The organism is Janthinobacterium sp. Bl 1 (genome assembly GCF_058215535.1).
This window is the reverse complement of record NZ_CM177086.1, coordinates 5,944,251-5,959,691: the sequence shown is the minus strand read 5'-3', so window position 1 is coordinate 5,959,691 and position 15,441 is coordinate 5,944,251. Positions and strand designations below refer to the sequence as shown.

At 63.2% G+C, this 15,441-nt stretch carries 15 protein-coding genes and 1 pseudogene; 11 read left to right on the top strand and 5 right to left on the bottom strand.

The annotated features are described in order from the left end of the window. Positions 1-41 precede the first annotated feature (41 nt). The 7 genes from fba (at position 42) to AC4BCN_RS26855 (ending at position 7,243) form a co-directional block, all read left to right on the top strand. Positions 42-1,106 carry a class II fructose-bisphosphate aldolase gene (gene fba / locus AC4BCN_RS26885; RefSeq protein ID WP_128141784.1) on the top strand — a complete coding sequence of 355 codons (1,065 nt, stop codon included), beginning with the start codon at positions 42-44 and terminating at the stop codon, positions 1,104-1,106. 104 nt (positions 1,107-1,210) lie between these two features. Further along, on the top strand, positions 1,211-2,104 hold the full coding sequence (locus AC4BCN_RS26880; protein ID WP_034746123.1) for a phosphoribosylaminoimidazolesuccinocarboxamide synthase: 894 nt from the start codon (positions 1,211-1,213) through the stop codon (positions 2,102-2,104). 1 nt (position 2,105) lies between these two features. Then, the gene (gene purE / locus AC4BCN_RS26875) at positions 2,106-2,603 is read left to right on the top strand and encodes a 5-(carboxyamino)imidazole ribonucleotide mutase (RefSeq protein ID WP_034746126.1); all 498 of its coding nucleotides are present in this window, start codon (positions 2,106-2,108) and stop codon (positions 2,601-2,603) included. Positions 2,604-2,618: 15 nt separating this feature from the next. Beyond that, positions 2,619-3,815 (top strand): 5-(carboxyamino)imidazole ribonucleotide synthase, encoded by a 1,197-nt coding sequence (locus tag AC4BCN_RS26870; RefSeq protein ID WP_490492173.1) that lies wholly within the window; start codon positions 2,619-2,621, stop codon positions 3,813-3,815. Further along, on the top strand, positions 3,812-4,831 hold the full coding sequence (locus tag AC4BCN_RS26865) for an L-threonylcarbamoyladenylate synthase (protein WP_128141786.1): 1,020 nt from the start codon (positions 3,812-3,814) through the stop codon (positions 4,829-4,831). Before AC4BCN_RS26870 ends, AC4BCN_RS26865 begins: the two co-directional genes overlap by 4 nt. Before the next feature lie 241 nt (positions 4,832-5,072). Beyond that, a complete protein-coding gene (locus tag AC4BCN_RS26860) occupies positions 5,073-6,458 on the top strand; it encodes an SGNH/GDSL hydrolase family protein (RefSeq protein WP_490492172.1) in 1,386 nt (461 codons plus the stop codon). 98 nt (positions 6,459-6,556) lie between these two features. Then, positions 6,557-7,243 carry an OmpW/AlkL family protein gene (locus tag AC4BCN_RS26855; RefSeq protein ID WP_034746140.1) on the top strand — a complete coding sequence of 229 codons (687 nt, stop codon included), beginning with the start codon at positions 6,557-6,559 and terminating at the stop codon, positions 7,241-7,243. A gap of 38 nt (positions 7,244-7,281) precedes the next feature. Here AC4BCN_RS26855 and AC4BCN_RS26850 read toward each other — a convergent pair whose 3' ends face one another. Continuing rightward, complete coding sequence (locus AC4BCN_RS26850; RefSeq protein ID WP_456147838.1) at positions 7,282-7,788, bottom strand: flavin reductase family protein; 507 nt, start codon at positions 7,786-7,788, stop codon at positions 7,282-7,284. A gap of 177 nt (positions 7,789-7,965) precedes the next feature. Here AC4BCN_RS26850 and msrA point away from each other — a divergent pair, with 177 nt between their 5' ends. After that, entirely contained in the window at positions 7,966-8,499 is a 534-nt protein-coding gene (gene msrA / locus AC4BCN_RS26845) for a peptide-methionine (S)-S-oxide reductase MsrA (RefSeq protein ID WP_456147837.1), read from the top strand. 22 nt (positions 8,500-8,521) lie between these two features. Here the strand turns inward: msrA and AC4BCN_RS26840 are convergent, their stop codons facing one another. Both AC4BCN_RS26840 and pdxH read right to left on the bottom strand, forming a co-directional pair. Then, the gene (locus AC4BCN_RS26840; RefSeq protein WP_490492171.1) at positions 8,522-9,769 is read right to left on the bottom strand and encodes a class I SAM-dependent methyltransferase; all 1,248 of its coding nucleotides are present in this window, start codon (positions 9,767-9,769) and stop codon (positions 8,522-8,524) included. Positions 9,770-9,896: 127 nt separating this feature from the next. Further along, complete coding sequence (gene pdxH, locus AC4BCN_RS26835) at positions 9,897-11,096, bottom strand: pyridoxamine 5'-phosphate oxidase (protein WP_490492170.1); 1,200 nt, start codon at positions 11,094-11,096, stop codon at positions 9,897-9,899. A gap of 112 nt (positions 11,097-11,208) precedes the next feature. Between pdxH and AC4BCN_RS26830 the strand changes: the two genes are divergently transcribed. Continuing rightward, positions 11,209-12,066: a tRNA threonylcarbamoyladenosine dehydratase gene (locus AC4BCN_RS26830; RefSeq protein WP_490492169.1), complete on the top strand. Its 858-nt coding sequence runs from the start codon at positions 11,209-11,211 to the stop codon at positions 12,064-12,066. On the opposite strand, the gene thpR is transcribed toward AC4BCN_RS26830, so the two are convergent. Further along, entirely contained in the window at positions 12,063-12,581 is a 519-nt protein-coding gene (gene thpR / locus AC4BCN_RS26825; protein WP_490492168.1) for an RNA 2',3'-cyclic phosphodiesterase, read from the bottom strand. The genes AC4BCN_RS26830 and thpR overlap by 4 nt on opposite strands. A gap of 95 nt (positions 12,582-12,676) precedes the next feature. Between thpR and AC4BCN_RS26820 the strand changes: the two genes are divergently transcribed. Both AC4BCN_RS26820 and cysK read left to right on the top strand, forming a co-directional pair. Continuing rightward, positions 12,677-13,141 (top strand): FKBP-type peptidyl-prolyl cis-trans isomerase, encoded by a 465-nt coding sequence (locus AC4BCN_RS26820; RefSeq protein WP_034746152.1) that lies wholly within the window; start codon positions 12,677-12,679, stop codon positions 13,139-13,141. A gap of 99 nt (positions 13,142-13,240) precedes the next feature. After that, positions 13,241-14,260 carry a cysteine synthase A gene (gene cysK / locus AC4BCN_RS26815; protein ID WP_490492167.1) on the top strand — a complete coding sequence of 340 codons (1,020 nt, stop codon included), beginning with the start codon at positions 13,241-13,243 and terminating at the stop codon, positions 14,258-14,260. Here cysK and AC4BCN_RS26810 read toward each other — a convergent pair. Beyond that, positions 14,161-15,435, bottom strand: a pseudogene (locus AC4BCN_RS26810) (SGNH/GDSL hydrolase family protein); the annotation flags it as partial. The gene cysK and the pseudogene AC4BCN_RS26810 sit on opposite strands and share 100 nt — an antisense overlap. Positions 15,436-15,441 lie beyond the last annotated feature (6 nt).

Here is a 15,441-nt window from a genome sequence, read left to right as displayed (position 1 = left end):
GAAGCGCCGCAACGGTTTCTATTGTTATCTGGAGTATTACCATGTCTCTCGTATCCATGCGTCAACTGCTGGACCATGCCGCCGAAAACGGCTATGGCATTCCTGCTTTCAACGTCAACAACCTGGAGCAAGTGCAAGCCATCATGGCCGCCGCCGATGCGCTCAACAGCCCGGTGATCATGCAAGCGTCCGCTGGCGCGCGCAAGTACGCCGGTGAAGCGTTCCTGCGCCACCTGATCGACGCCGCCGTCGAAGCGTATCCGCACATTCCCGTCGTCATGCACCAGGATCACGGCCAGTCGCCAGCCGTCTGCATGGCCGCCATCCGCTCGGGTTTTACTTCCGTGATGATGGACGGTTCGCTGGAAGCGGACGGCAAGTCGGTCGCTTCCTACGAATACAACGTGGAAGTGTCGCGTGAAGTCGTGAAATTCTCGCACGCGATCGGTGTGACGGTGGAAGCGGAACTGGGCGTGCTCGGTTCGCTGGAAACCATGAAGGGCGACAAGGAAGACGGCCACGGCGCCGACGGCACCATGACCCGCGAGCAACTGCTGACGGACGTGGCGCAAGCGGCCGACTTCGTGCAGCGCACCCAGTGCGACGCCCTGGCGATCGCCATCGGCACCTCGCACGGCGCCTACAAATTCACGCGCAAGCCGACGGGCGACATCCTGGCCATCGACCGCATCAAGGAAATCCACGCACGCATCCCGAACACCCACCTGGTGATGCACGGTTCCTCGTCGGTGCCGCAGGAATTGCTGGCCATCATCCGCGAATTCGGCGGCGACATGAAGGAAACCTACGGTGTGCCAGTCGAGGAAATCCAGGAAGGCATCCGTCACGGCGTGCGCAAGATCAACATCGACACCGACATCCGCCTGGCGATGACGGCCGCGATCCGCAAGTACCTGTTTGAAAACCCGTCGAAATTCGACCCACGCGACTACCTGAAGCCAGCCCGTCTTGCTGCAGAGCAAATCGTGCGCGCCCGCATGCAGGCATTCGGCTGCGAAGGCCAGGCGTCGAAAATCAAGTCCATGCCACTGGAAAAAATGGCCGAGCGTTACAAGGCCGGCGAGCTGTCGCAAATTGTGAAGTAAAATTCTGTCTGGAACGGGCCGGAAGCAATGCTCCGTGCCCGATTTTCTCGACCGGCAGGCACCCCTTGCCTGCCGGTTTCGTTTCATCCAACTATTCCCCCGCTATGAACAGCCTCTATCAGACTTCCATCCACTCCCTGCCATTGCTGGGCCACGGCAAGGTCCGCGACAATTACGCCGTTGGCGACGACAAGATCCTGATCGTCACCACGGACCGCCTGTCGGCCTTCGATGTCGTCATGAACGAGCCTATCCCCGGCAAGGGCAAGGTCCTTAACCAGATGAGCGATTTCTGGTTCGAGAAACTGGGCCATATCGTGCCGAACCACCTGACCGGCGTGGCGCCGGAATCCGTGGTGGCGCCCGAGGAAGTGGAGCAAGTCAAGGGCCGCGCCGTCGTGGCCAAGCGCTTGAAGCCGATCATGGTCGAGGCAGTTGTACGCGGCTATATCATCGGTTCGGGCTGGAAAGATTACCAGGACACGGGCAGCATCTGCGGCATCAAGCTGCCAGCCGGCCTGCAACAGGCGGAAAAACTGCCGGAACCGATCTTCACGCCGGCGGCCAAGGCCGAGCTGGGCGAGCATGACGAAAACATCAGCTTTGCTGAAATGGAAGAGCGCATCGGCGCGGAACTGGCCGCCAAGATGCGCGACGTGGCCATTCAACTCTACAAGACGGCCGCCGAATACGCGGCCACGCGCGGCATCATCATCGCCGACACCAAGTTCGAATTCGGCCTGGACGACAATGGCGTCATGCATTTGATGGATGAAGTGCTGACGGCCGACTCGTCGCGCTTCTGGCCTGCCGATTCCTACCAGCCTGGCATTTCGCCACCGTCGTTCGACAAGCAATTCGTGCGCGACTACCTGGAAACGCTGACCTGGGGCAAGACCGCGCCGGCGCCAGCACTGCCAGCCGACGTCATCGAAAAAACCCAGGCCAAGTATTTTGAAGCCATCGAACGCCTGACGGGCGAGAAGCTGAAGGCCTGAGATGACTGAGCAAAACAAGCCGCTGGTCGGCGTCATCATGGGCTCGTCCTCGGACTGGGACGTGATGCAGAACGCGGTCGCCATGCTGAAACAGTTTGGCGTGCCATACGAAGCGCAAGTCATTTCCGCGCACCGCATGCCCGACGAGATGTATGCGTACGCGAAAAGCGCGCGCGCGCGCGGCTTGCGCGCCATCATCGCCGGCGCCGGCGGCGCGGCCCACCTGCCTGGCATGGTGGCGGCGATGACCATCGTGCCCGTGCTGGGTGTGCCCGTGCCATCGAAATACCTGCGCGGCGAAGATTCCATGCTGTCCATCCTGCAAATGCCCAAGGGCGTGCCGGTGGCCACCTTCGCCATCGGCGAAGCGGGCGCGGCGAATGCGGCGCTGACGGCCGTGGCCATGCTTGCCGCCAACGACGACGCCCTGGCCGAGCGCCTGGAAGCGTTCCGTGCCACGCAAACGGCCGCCGCCAAGGCCATGGTCTTGCCTGACTAATGTGTTTGAGAAATAATGAATAGTAAATCGACTTCCCCATTGCTGCCTGCCGCCCATCCACCGGCGTGGCTGGGCGTGATGGGCGGCGGCCAGCTCGGCCGCATGTTTGCCCAGGCCGCCCAGAGCATCGGTTATCAAGTAGCCGTACTGGAACCGTCCGACGCCTGCCCTGCGGGGCAGGTGGCACAGCGCCTCATCAATGCTGGCTACAGCGATGTGGCCGGTCTCGACGCCCTGGCCGCGCAATGCCTGGCCGTCACCACGGAATTCGAAAACGTGCCGGCCGACAGCCTGTCGCGCCTGGCCGAACGCGTGTTCGTGGCGCCGAACGCCCATGGCGTATCGGTGGCGCAGGACCGCATCGCGGAAAAGCGTTTCTTTGTCGACTGCGCCTCGAAATCGGGCGTGCTGCCGGCGCCGCACATGGTGATTGCCACGCAGCTTGACATCGATGCCATCGGCGACGACTTGCTGCCCGGTATCTTGAAAACCGTACGCATGGGCTATGACGGCAAGGGGCAGTTCCGCGTGCGCACGCGCGACGATGTGCGCGCCGCCTTTGCGGAAATTGGCGAAGTAACTTGTCTGCTGGAAAAGATGCTGCCGCTGGCGTATGAAGTGTCCGTGCTGACGGCGCGCGGCGTGGATGGCGAATCGGTCGTCTATCCGATCGCCGAGAACGTGCACCGCGATGGCGTCTTGTTTACCACTACCGTGCCGGGCCCGAACGTGTCCGACGATTGCGCCGCCAAGGCGCAGCGGGCGGCGCAAGCCATGGTGGCAGAACTCGGTTACGTCGGCGTGCTGTGCATCGAATTTTTTGTGCTGGAAGACGGCAGCCTGGTGGTCAATGAAATGGCGCCGCGCCCGCATAACAGCGGCCATTACACGATGGATGCCTGCGTTACGAGCCAGTTCGCGCAGCAGGTGCGGGCCATGGCGCGCTTGCCGCTGGGCGACGTGCGCCAGCATTCGCCGGCCGTGATGCTCAACATCCTCGGCGACGCCTGGTTTGCCGACGACAGCGATGTGGTCACCGAACCGGCGTGGGACCAGGTGCTGGCGCTGCCGGGCGCTTGCCTGCACCTGTATGGCAAGGACGATCCGCGCCGTGGCCGCAAGATGGGCCATTTGACCTTCATCGCCGCCACGTTGCCGCAGGCGCAGCAGCGCCTGCGCGACGCTTGTTTGATCCTGGGAATCGCGCCGTGAGCGTGCCCGCACAAGACCTGGCGGCGGCCGCCGCCGTGCTGGAAGAGGGCGGCCTCGTCGCCTTCCCGACGGAAACCGTGTATGGCCTGGGCGCCGATGCGGAAAACCCGGCCGCCGTGGCGCGCATCTACGAAGCCAAGGGCCGTCCCTCGGACCATCCCGTGATCGTGCACGTGGCGCCCGGCGCCGACCTGGCGCACTGGTCCGACGATATTCCGCAGGAAGCGCAGCAACTGGTAGCCGCTTTCTGGCCCGGTCCGCTGACCCTGATCGTCAAGCGCGCCGCGCATATCCCCGACGCCGTGTCCGGCGGCCAGGATACGGTGGGTCTGCGTTGCCCGTCGCACCCAGTGGCTATCGCATTGCTACGCACTTTCAAGGGAGGCAAGGGCGGCCTGGCAGCACCGTCGGCGAACAAATTCGGCAACGTCAGCCCGACGACGGCGCAGCACGTGCGCGATGAATTCGCGGCGGAACTCGACAGCGGCTTGCTGGGCCTGGTGCTCGACGGCGGACAGAGCGACGTGGGCATCGAGTCGACCATCGTCGACCTGTCGCGCCTGGCCACACATGGTCCCGTGCTGTTGCGTCCCGGCCATATCAGCAGCGAGCAGATCGCCGCCGTCATCGGCCGCGCACCGGCTGTTGCCGATGCGGCCGCGCCGCGTGCCTCGGGCACGCTGGAATCGCATTACGCACCGCATACGCCTGTTGCGATGCAGCACAGCGATGACGTGAGCGCCACCTTGAACCGCCTGCTCAACGACGGGCGCCGCGTGGCCCTGATCCACTACTCGGATCTGCCGCCGGCCAGCGCCAGCGTACGCCTGGCCGCCAACCCGGAAAACTACGCACATGCGCTGTATGCCTCGCTGCGCACGATGGACCAGGTCGGCGCCGAGCTGATACTCGTCGAAGCGCCACCGACCGGCCCCGCGTGGCTGGGTGTCAACGACCGTTTGCGGCGCGCCGCTTTCGGCTCAAGTGGTATCTTGCAGCAATTCCTGTCCGTCTGAAAAAAGCCCCGCAAGGGGCTTTTTATTGATGCAGCGCAATAGCAATGCTTGCCACGAAACATAGTAAATCCTCCATAATTCAGCGGATCGCCCGGCCATGACGGGGCGCCGGCGATGTTGTTATTTCGTTGATTTTTAAAACATATTTTCTATACAAGCCTGAGGAACGATGGCATATTAGTTGGGTAGCGAATAGCACGCCCGTTCGTTTAGAAACCAGAAAAAAGACCGAGGAGACAAAATGCATCAAACAAAATTCGCGCTGGCCGTGCTGGCTGCGGCTGTCCTGGCAGGTTGCGGCGGCGCCAGTGGCGGTGATCAAGCCTTGAAAGTCAAATACACGGCGCAGGTGTCGTTCGGCGACAGCCTGTCCGATGTCGGTTCGTATGCCGTGGGTACGGTGCAGGCGAAAGGTGGCGGCAAGTTCACCATCAATGGCGACAATACCAAGATCAATCCTGAACTGACGGGCAAGAACTGGACCGAGCACCTGGCCGCGCAATTCGGCCTGGCCGCGCCATGCGCCGCCGAGACGGGTCTGGAGGGGAATGCGGCGCAAGGCCTTTCCGTTCCGCGCGTCAAGCATGCTGGCTGCTACGGCTACGCCATGGGCGGTTCGCGCGTGACCAACCCCGTCGGTCCGAACAATAAATTGACGGGCAGTCCGTTGGGCGCCCTGACCGTGCCCGTGGTGACGCAGATCGCGAACCACCTGGCCGTTTCCGGCGGCAAGTTCAGCGGCACGGAAGCCGTTTTCGTGATGGCCGGCGGCAATGACGTGCTGTTCCAGCTGGGCGTATTGCAAGCGGGCGCGACCGCTGCTGGCAAGGCTGCCGGCGCGGCCGCCGGCGCCCAGGCTTTCGCCACCAATTTAACCATGGCCCTGGCGGCCGGCGCCCCCAACCCCACCACGGCAGCAGCTGCCATCGGCGCCGCCATCAAGACGGCCAGCGCTGCGCCGGGCGCCACGTCGGAGGCCATCGTCGGTGCCGCCGTGCAAGCTGCGGTCATTGCCGGCAATACGGCGGTCGCTTCGCTGGGTATGGCCCTGGTCACCAAGGCGCAAGCCGATGCGACGGTGACGGGTAACGCTGCCGGCGCCAAGGCCGGTGCCGACTACGCCGTGGCCCAAGGGCCTACACTGGTTGCCGCCATGAAACAAGCGGGTACCGAACTGGTGGCGCTGGTCAAGGACCAGATCATCGCCAAGGGCGCCAACTATGTCATCGTCAACAATCTGCCGGACGTGGCCGGTACGCCATCGGGTCTGAGCAAGGACGCCAATACCAAGGCGCTCATCAATGCCATGGTCAGCGCCTTCAATGGCGAACTGAGCGGCGGCCTGAGCGCCAACGCGAAAGTCTTGCTGGTCGACGTGTTTGCCGTCAGCCATGACCAGGCCACCAACCCTGGCCCGTATGGCTTGACCAACGTCAGCGAGACGGCGTGCGACTTGAGCGCACCAGGCAATATTCTGGGCAGCTCGCTGGTCTGCAATGGCTCGAATCTGAAAGCGGGCGACGTCAGCCATTACTCGTATGCCGACGATGTACACCCTACGCCGTTCAACAACCTGTTGCTGGCCCGTTATGTGGCCAAGGACATGGTTGTGCGGGGCTGGCTGTAAGGATCGCCGCGCCAGCTGCGTCCCCTGGGCGTGGCTGGCGCTGGCAGCGACAAGACTGGATAGCCCGGCTATCCGCACATAATGAATCAGGAGACAAGATGAAAAATCGTTTGAATACCGCTGTACGCGTGCTGGCCGCCGCCGCCGCGATGGCCATGGCGACGGGCGCTTCGGCGCAAAGCGCAGGCACCTGGATGGTCAAGGCTGGCCTCAACAAGATTACGCCGCACGTGGACAGTGGCGACATTTCCGCGCCGGCGCTGCCGAACACCAAGGCCGACGTCAAGTCGGATACCAAGCCCATCCTGACCTTTGCCTACATGATCACGGACAATATTTCCGCTGAAATGATCCTGGGCGTGCCGTACAAGCATGACTTGATCGGCGATGGTTCCATCAAGGGTACGGGCAAGCTGGGGACGGCGGAAGCCTTGCCGCCGACGGCTTTCATCCAGTACCGTTTCTTCCAGCCCAATGCGATGATCCGTCCTTACGTGGGCGCGGGCTTGACGTATGCCTATTTCCAGAAGGAAAAAGGCTCGGGCCAGATGACGGCCTTGCTGGATCCGGGTGGATCGCCCGTCACCTACCGCCTGGACAACAAGCTGGCGGGCAGCCTGGTAGTCGGCAGCACCCTGGCCTTCAACGAGCGCTGGTTTGCCGACGTGGCCGTGGTCAAGACCTTCCTGAAAACCAAGGCGAAATTCTCGACGGGGCAGACGCAGAGCATCACGCTCGATCCGCTCGCCGTGAGTGTCAGCATCGGGTATAACTTTACCCTGTAAAACAAAAAATCCGCCTCGGCGGATTTTTTTTGTCCCGCTCAGGCTGGCGGTGTATTGAACTTTCCATTGTGGAAGATCAAGGGCGGCTGCGCGGCAAACGCGCATTGTTCCACTTCGCCCACGAAAATGACGTGGTCGCCTTCCGGATAGCGGCTGCGGTTGTGGCATTCGAACCAGGCCGATGCGCCTTTCAGGATGGGCTGGCCCGTGCGCGACAGCTCGTATTCGACGTCGTCGAACGGGTTCGGCGTGCGGCGTGAAAAGCGCGTGGCCAGTTCCGCCTGGTCGGCGCCCAGCACGTTGATGACGTAATGCGAGTTGCCGCTGAAGATGGGCATGCTGTTCGCCACGGAACCGAGGCTCCACAGCACCAGGGGCGGCGACAGCGAGACGGAATTGAAGGAACTGGCCGTCAAGCCGCGGAAACTGCCGTCGGCCAGACGCGTCGTAATGACCGTCACGCCGGTGGCAAACTGCGACAGCGCTTGGCGGAAATGTGCCGTATCGAATTCTTGCGCTGGTGCGCGGGGAGAGCGTGTGTTCATGGGTGACCTGTCTATTTGCTGACATTATGCCAAAAATCGGCCGCGCCAGCGCAATCGTGGCCGGCATGCCCCTTATGTGCGGTGCACCACGCACCGTTTCAAGCGGCACTGCAGGCTATGGCGCTTTGCGTTACAGTAATGAAATGATACGTCGCAGCGGCGTTGCAGGAGGACATCATGCATCAACAGACGGAAGTGGCGGTATTCGGTGGTGGCTGTTTCTGGTGCCTCGATGCCGTGTACGGGGAAGTGCGTGGCGTGACGCGCGTCGAGGCCGGCTATACGGGTGGCAGCGTACCCGACCCCACATATGAACAGGTGTGCACGGGCGAGACGGGCCACGCGGAAGTCGTGCGCCTGGAGTTCGATCCCGCCGTCATCAGTTATCACGACTTGCTGGAAATCTTTTTTACCCTGCACGACCCTACCACCGTGAACCGGCAAGGTAACGATGTCGGCACGCAATTTCGCTCCGTTATCCATTACCAGTCGGCGGAACAGGAAAAGGTGGCGCGCAAGGTGCTCGCCGAGATGGCCTGCGTGTGGGATGCGCCCATCGTCACGCAACTGGCGCCGGCAGCAAGCTTTTATCCGGCCGAGGCGTGCCACCAGAATTATGTCGAGCAGCATCCCTTGCAGGGCTATTGCGCGCTGGTCGTCGCGCCCAAGGTGGAGAAATTCCGTGCCATGTATGCGGGGCGCCTGAAGTAAGCGCCCCGCATGCGTCCGTCTGTCAGTTCGCCAGCACGGGCGCCGGCCTTGTTTCCTGCGTATTCTCCTGCGCATACATGTAGTTGCGCGACCAGGGCAGTGTGGAAGAACGCCGGCCCGCCTTCACGCAGACGATCTGGTACAGACTGATCAAATCTTGCTCGAAGGCATAGGCGCAGCCGGCCAGGTAGACGTGCCAGATGCGGAAGCGCCGTTCGCCCGCCAATGGACGGATCTGCTCGGCATGGGCTTCGAAATTTTCCGTCCACAGGGCGCACGTGCGCGCATAGTGGCGCCGCAGGTTTTCCACGTCCAGCACTTCCAGTCCACCCTGCTGCATGGTTTTCAGGACATTGCCGATGTGCGCCAGCTCGCCATGCGGGAACACATATTTTTCGATGAATTCGCCGCCGCCGTATGGCGTTTCGCCATTGTCCGGATCGGTCGAGGTGATGCCGTGATTCATCGCCATGCCGTCGGGCGCCAGCAGTTTGTTGATGATGGAAAAGTAGTTGGGCAAATGCTTCAATCCCACGTGCTCGAACATGCCCACGCTGGTGATGCGGTCGAACTGGCCCGTCACGTCGCGGTAATCTTGCAGGCGGATGTCGATCAGGTGCGCCAGGCCGGCCGCCGCCACGCGCTCGCGCGCCAGCGCGTACTGGTTTTCCGACAGGGTCACGCCCACGCAGCGGGCGCCATATTGCTGCGCGGCACGAATCACCAGCGCTCCCCAGCCGCAGCCGATGTCGAGCAGGGTCTGGCCCGGCTGCAACTGGATTTTCTTCAGGATATGATCGATCTTCTTGATTTGCGCCTGTGCCAGGGTTTCATCGCCCTGTTCGAAATAGGCGCAGGAATACACGAGGCCGGGGTCGAGAAACTGTTCATAAAACGCATTCGACACGTCGTAGTGGTAGCGGATGGCTTCCGCATCCTTGCTCTTGTCGTGCGTAAAGCTGCGCACGATGCGGGCCAGCTTGCCTTCCGGTTTCAAGGTATTGCGCGCCAGGGCATTGCAGATGGAAATCATGTCCTGGGCCGTGCCCTTGACCTCGATATTGCCTTCCACATAGGCCGAACCGAGATTGGCCAGCGAGGGGTTCAGCAGATAGCGTGCCGAGGCGACGGTCGGCAGGCGGATGGTGACCCGCGGCGCTTCGCTGGACAGGTCGACGTGCTGGCCGTTCCACAATTCTATGCGTAGCGGCAAGGCGGTCTTGCTGCGGATGCTGGCGATCCAGGACTTGAGTTGGTTTTGTACAAACAAAATGGCCTCCAATGAAGCGGCCCCAGCCGGGGCTGCAAATTGAGAAACAATGTTATTTAGTAACTTCTACCTTCATAGCCTACACCTATATTGACCAGCTTGCTTTGCGCCGCCCTGCTTATTCTGCTTACGGTTGCAAGCGTTGCATGCTCCATTGCCCGTCAGCACCGCGCGTAAACACGATGCGGTCATGGAAGCGCGAACGGCGCCCCTGCCAGAATTCGATGCGCTCCGGCTGCAAGCGGTAGCCGCCCCAGTGGGCCGGGCGCGGCGGCTGCGCGTCGCCGACGGCGGCCGCCACGGCTTCGTAATTGCTTTCCAGCGCGGCACGGTCGGCGATGGGGGCGCTTTGTTGCGAGGCAATCGCCGACAGCCGGCTTTGCAGGGGACGCACATTGAAATACTCGTCGCTCTCGGCCGCCGTGGTTTTCACCACCGTGCCCTCGATGCGTACTTGCCGCTCCAGTTCGCGCCAGAAGAACAGCAGGGCCGCGTTTGGATTGTGTTGCAGATGCTGGCCCTTGTCGCTGTTGTAATTCGTGTACCAGGTAAAGCCCCGCTCATCGAACTGCTTGATCAGCACGATGCGCGAGCTGGGCTTGCCGTCAGGGGTGACGGTGGACAAGTCCATGGCGTTCGGCTCCATCACCTGTGCGTTGACGGCCTCGGCAAACCATTTCTGGAACTGGGCGATGGGATCGCCCAGCACATCCGTCTCGCTCAGGCTCGATTGCACGTAATCGGTGCGCATGGCGGCCAGCACGGCGGCCGCGTCCGCCACTTCTGGCACATCGGGCGCGATGCCGCGGCGGCGCTGCATCGCCGTACCCAGCTGCTCCATTTGTTGCGCGCTGAACAGGCGCTTGGCCATGGGCGCCAGCTGGCCCTCTTCCTTGCTCATGTGGGCCTGGTAGGCGGCAACGTAGGCGGCCACGCCATCGGCGGACAGCTGCGTGCCCGTGCCGGCCGCGATGGCGTCCAGTTCCGGGCGCAGGGTCAGCCAGGCCTGGTCCATGCGCTGGTGGTCGGCCAGGATTTCCGGTACCAGGGTCGCCAGCAGGGCGGCATCGTCGCCCGTGGCAGCCGCTTGCAGCATGGGCATCAAGTCCTGCTCTTCATCGTCATGGTGCAGATGGGCGGCTTTATTGAAATATTGCAACACCGCCTTGGCCGCCTGCTGCGCGTCCGTCGTGTTGCCGTGCTGTGCCAAATGGCCCAGCAGGTTTTGCAGGGTCGTCAGCTGCTTGCGGATTTTGTCGTGGCAATGCTTGAGCACGGCGATGGGCTGGTCAAAGCCGGGAACGGAGTCGAACAGGGGAGAGGTCATGGCGAGTTCTCGTGATGGGCAGTGTGGGGGCGCGGCGACAGTGCTGCTTGTCGCTGTGTCAATTCGGCTATTTTAGAATATCCGTCAGCGCAGTGTCCGTTAAAATGGCGCCATGCATACCTCCACCAATGAACTAATTTCCATGGACTTGACCGAGATCGATTTTGAGCGGCGTTTCGGCGGCATCGCCCGCCTGTACGGCGCACCGGCTTTGGCCCGCTTCCGCGCCGCCCATGTGTGTGTGATCGGCGTGGGCGGTGTCGGTTCCTGGATCGTCGAAGCGCTGGCGCGCAGTGCCATCGGCCGCCTGACCCTGATCGATCTCGACAATGTTGCCGAATCGAACATCAACCGCCAGATCCAGGCCATGAGCGACACCATCGGCCAGGCCAAGATCACGGCCCTGGCCGAACGCATCGAACTGATCAACCCGTTTTGCCAGGTCACGCAGATCGAGGATTTTATTACCCCCGATAATCTGGACCAATTGCTGGGCGGGCGCGATTTCGACTACCTCGTTGATGCCATCGACAATGCCAAGGCGAAAGCGGCCGTGATCGCATATTGCCGCGCGCGCAACATTCCCATGCTGACCATCGGCAGCGCGGGCGGGCAGACGGACCCGACCCTGATCGCCGTGCGCGACCTGTCGAAAACGGAACAGGAGCCGCTGCTCAAGCGAGTACGCAAACTGTTGCGTACCGAATATGGTTTCCCCCGTGGCGTGAAAAACAAATTCAATGTCGACGCCGTGTTTTCCATGGAACCGTTGAGCACGCCCGAGAGCGCCGAAGCGTGCGCCATCGATGGCGGCGCGCCCGCCGGCGTCACTGGCCTGAACTGCGCCGGCTTCGGTTCCAGCGTGGTGGTGACGGCCAGCTTCGGCATGGTGGCGGCCGCGCATGCGCTGAAAAGCTTGCGCCAGGACAAATTGGCCGAGGTGCCCGTGTCGATACCGGACGCCGCCTAGCTTAATTTCCTGCTGGCCAGGATGCGGTAGTCGCCGCTGCTCTTGAGCGATTCCACCAGCACCAGCTCGTCCGCCAGCCAGGCGATGGGCGCGAAGTCCCCGATGGCCGGCGGCGGCGCCTGACGTGCCAGGGTCACATGCGGCGTAAAACGGTCGTGCTCGAAGCGGGGCGCCAGCCCCTGTTCCGCCAGGCGCTGCATGCAGGCCGTGCGCAAGTCCAGCAAGGCTGGCGAGGGTTGCGCCAGGGCGGCCCAGGCCAGCGCCAGCTTCGTAAAATGGCTGGCGTGATCGAACAGCAGGGGCATGGGATGCGCCGGTGTGTGCGCCAGAATGTCCAGCAGGGCCGGCAGGTCGCTGGCTGGGCGCTGGCCCAGGAAGGCCAGGGTCAGGTGCAGCTTGTCCGGACGCACGGGTTTGCCTTCCAGGCGCGCTTGCCAGGCGGCCAGGGCCGCGCGCGTGGCCGCATCGGGCCACAGCGCGTAAAACAGGCGGGGGCAATGTGTGTCGGGCGACAAGTTTTTCCTATCGTTGCGGCGGTTTGCTATTATTGGCGTTCCCTGCCCACTTTCACTGGCAGGGATCTTACCGAAACTCACTGAAAGAATACATCATGACGCGTAGCTCCGTTTTGTTTGCCCTGATCTGCTCCGTCGCCGCGTCGCTGGCGCAGGCACAGGCGCCAGCGCCTGTTCCCGCCTCCGCCGTCTCACTGAGCCCAGGCCCTGTCGCCGATAAATTGATTCTGATCGACAACAAGGTCGGCACGGGCAAGGAAGCGTCCGTCGGCAGTAACGTCACCGTGCACTACACGGGCTGGCTGTACCGTCCGCTGGCGAAAGATTCGCGCGGCAAGAAGTTCGACAGCTCCGTCGGTCGTGGCCCGTTTGATTTCCCGCTCGGCAAGGGCATGGTCATCAAGGGTTGGGACCAGGGCGTGGCCGGCATGAAAGTGGGCGGCAAGCGCACCCTGATCATTCCAGGCGAACTGGCCTACGGCCCGCGCGGCGCCGGCAATGGTGACATTCCGCCGAACTCGGCACTGATCTTCGACGTGGAATTGCTGGACGTGAAGTAATTGTTCAGTTTGGCGGCGGCGCATGCCCGCGCCGCCGCCATTTACGCTCTGAAACGCGGTAGACTGGGTTCTTCTGAAATTGCTGTGGAGACCACACCCATGAACATCGCCAACGACGTCACTGAACTGATCGGCAATACCCCCTTGGTGCGCATCAACCGCATCGCTGCCGGCAGTGTGGCCACCATCCTGGCCAAACTCGAATTCTACAATCCCGCGCACAGCGTCAAGGACCGCATCGGCCTGGCCATGATCGTCGCCGCGGAAGCCGCAGGCAAGATCCACTCCGATACCGTCATCGTCGAGCCCACCAGCGGCAACACGGGCATCGCGCTGGCCATGGTGTGCGCCGCGCGCGGCTACCGCTGCACCCTCGTCATGCCTGACACCATGAGCCGCGAACGCCGCATCCTGCTGCGCGCCTATGGCGCCGAGCTGGTGCTCACGCCCGGCAGCGAAGGCATGCTGGGCGCCATCCGCAAGGCCGAAGAACTGGTGGCGGCCGACCCGCGCTATCTGATGCTGCAGCAATTCAACAATCCCGCCAATCCCGCCATCCACCGCGCCACGACGGCCGAGGAAATCTGGCGCGATACGGATGGGCAAGTGGACATCGTCGTTGCCGGCGTGGGCACGGGCGGCACGATTACCGGCATCGGCGAAGTGCTGAAGGAACGCAAGCCCGGCCTGCAGGTGATCGCCGTGGAACCGGAAGCGTCGCCGATGCTGTCGAAGGGCACCAAGGGACCGCATCCGATCCAGGGCATCGGCGCCGGTTTCGTGCCGCAGATTTTGAACACGGCCATCTACGACGAAATCATTTGCGTCAAGAACGACGACGCCTTCGCCACAGCGCGCCTGGCCGCCAGCGATGAAGGCTTGTTGGTCGGCATCTCGTCGGGTGCCGCCCTGTGGGCTGCCCTGCAAGTGGCGCGCCGTCCGGAAAACGCGGGCAAGCATATCGTCACCATCATTCCATCGTTCGGCGAGCGTTACCTGAGCACGGCTTTGTACGCAGGCCTGGGCGACTGGAACGCCAATAGTAGGGACATGTCGATCGCCTCGGCCAGCGCCCGGTTGCCTGCGTCGCCCGGGTGCAGGTGGTCGCCCGAGTCGTAGGCGGGCAGCAGGCGCAGCGGGTGCGCCGGGTCGCGCGCCAACGCGTCGAAGTCGAGCACGGCATCAAAGCTGCCGCTGGCGCGTATCCACGCATTCAATTGCTGGCGCAGCGCATCTTTTTCTGGCAGGTAATAGTTGCTCAACGGTGTGCCGGGCAGGGCGCCTTCGAATGGCGTCAGGGTGGCAGCGATCACGCGCACGCCGCGGCTGCGCGCCTGGGCGATCAGCTGGGTGTAGCCGTTTGTTAACTCCTCCAATGCCGGCCGTTTTTGCCGTGGCGCAAACGCCGTGCCGGGCCAGCTGATGTCATTGATCCCCAACAGGACGATCACCGTGCGCACGCCAGGCTGCGCCAGCACGTCGCGTTCGAAACGCGCCAGGGCATTGTCTCCCATGCCGTCGGACAATAGCCGCGCACCGGAAATGCCCGCATTGATCACGGCCACGCCGTGCGGCGCCAGGCGCCGGGCCAGGAAATCGGGCCAGCGCGCATCCATCCCCAGGCTGGCGGTGGCGCCATCGCTAATCGAATCGCCGAGGATGGCCACAGTTTGCGCTCCCTGCGCCCCCGGCGCCGCTTCCACCTGGATGGCACTCAGTAAAAGGCGCGCCGTGGTGGTCTGCACGCCGGGCACGTCATCGATGCGCGCGGCCCGCGTCTGGTCCTGCGGGGCGATCCACGCCGTTTCGCGCCCATCCCAGTGAAACGTGGCGACGGGACTGGCCTGCGGCAGGTGGATGCTCACCGTCAGCCGGGCCAGGTCCGGCACGGACAGGTCGACGGGGTCGCTGACGAGCGGCGCGCCCGGCGCCACGCTGGCCACCGGCTGGCCGGAAAATGTGAGCGTGCGCAGGCTGCCCGCTTCGACGGCGGAACCGGAAGCGGCCAGGGCCACGGTGGCCGCGCCGATGCGCAGCGGCACCTTGCCATACGCATTCGACAGCACGATGCGCACGCGCGGGCCGCCCACGCTGAGGCGCGCCACCTGGCGCACGGTCTGCCCGTGCAGCACGGCGGGCACATTGCTGGGGAACAGGAAATCGCTGCGCCACACGGCTTGGGGGCTGGCCGTCCAGCTGGCCAGCCAGGTGGGTGCGGGATCGACCGCATGCGCGGCGGGAGCACTCAGCGCCAGGCTCAGCAGGATGGCGGGGAGAAGGGACAATCGTTGCATGGCGGC

Excerpts from the sequence above, each read along its gene's own strand:
- fba (WP_128141784.1), top strand. The coding sequence starts at position 42 with ATGTCTCTCGTATCCATGCGTCAACTGCTGGACCATGCCGCCGAAAAC.
- AC4BCN_RS26880 (WP_034746123.1), top strand. The coding sequence starts at position 1,211 with ATGAACAGCCTCTATCAGACTTCCATCCACTCCCTGCCATTGCTGGGC.
- purE (WP_034746126.1), top strand. The coding sequence starts at position 2,106 with ATGACTGAGCAAAACAAGCCGCTGGTCGGCGTCATCATGGGCTCGTCC.
- AC4BCN_RS26870 (WP_490492173.1), top strand. The coding sequence starts at position 2,619 with ATGAATAGTAAATCGACTTCCCCATTGCTGCCTGCCGCCCATCCACCG.
- AC4BCN_RS26860 (WP_490492172.1), top strand. The coding sequence starts at position 5,073 with ATGCATCAAACAAAATTCGCGCTGGCCGTGCTGGCTGCGGCTGTCCTG.
- AC4BCN_RS26855 (WP_034746140.1), top strand. The coding sequence starts at position 6,557 with ATGAAAAATCGTTTGAATACCGCTGTACGCGTGCTGGCCGCCGCCGCC.
- AC4BCN_RS26850 (WP_456147838.1), bottom strand. The coding sequence starts at position 7,788 with ATGAACACACGCTCTCCCCGCGCACCAGCGCAAGAATTCGATACGGCA.
- msrA (WP_456147837.1), top strand. The coding sequence starts at position 7,966 with ATGCATCAACAGACGGAAGTGGCGGTATTCGGTGGTGGCTGTTTCTGG.
- pdxH (WP_490492170.1), bottom strand. The coding sequence starts at position 11,096 with ATGACCTCTCCCCTGTTCGACTCCGTTCCCGGCTTTGACCAGCCCATC.
- AC4BCN_RS26830 (WP_490492169.1), top strand. The coding sequence starts at position 11,209 with ATGCATACCTCCACCAATGAACTAATTTCCATGGACTTGACCGAGATC.
- AC4BCN_RS26820 (WP_034746152.1), top strand. The coding sequence starts at position 12,677 with ATGACGCGTAGCTCCGTTTTGTTTGCCCTGATCTGCTCCGTCGCCGCG.
- cysK (WP_490492167.1), top strand. The coding sequence starts at position 13,241 with ATGAACATCGCCAACGACGTCACTGAACTGATCGGCAATACCCCCTTG.